Below are 267 nucleotides of genomic sequence, written 5' to 3' on the forward strand. Positions count from 1 at the left end.
CTCTTTGCCGGCGAAGGCGGTTATCACATCACCGCCGACAGCGTCCGGCTTAAAGGCGGCGCCATCGCTTCTGCCGCAGACAAAGACCACAACGAACTCACCGCCCGCAGTTTCAGCTTCGAAGACATCCGCAACGAAAGCAGCTACAGCGCCAGCAGCATGGGCATCGGTGCCGGTTATGGCGGCAGCCTGAAAGGAAGCGACGGCTTCAATCAAAGCGCCTTCGGCCGTGCGTCCCAAACCGCCGGCCAGAACATGAACAAAGGC

The 267-nt window shown here is 60.7% G+C and carries 1 protein-coding gene; it reads left to right on the forward strand.

Annotation, left to right across the window (positions count from 1 at the left end; translation table 11 throughout):
• Nucleotides 1-267: hypothetical protein (locus ACTHR7_RS10855; RefSeq protein ID WP_440370814.1), on the forward strand; the 267-nt coding region annotated here is incomplete at both ends.

It is taken from the genome of Neisseria sp. P0007.S010 (assembly GCF_051962875.1).
Taxonomy (GTDB): domain Bacteria; phylum Pseudomonadota; class Gammaproteobacteria; order Burkholderiales; family Neisseriaceae; genus Neisseria; species Neisseria subflava_A.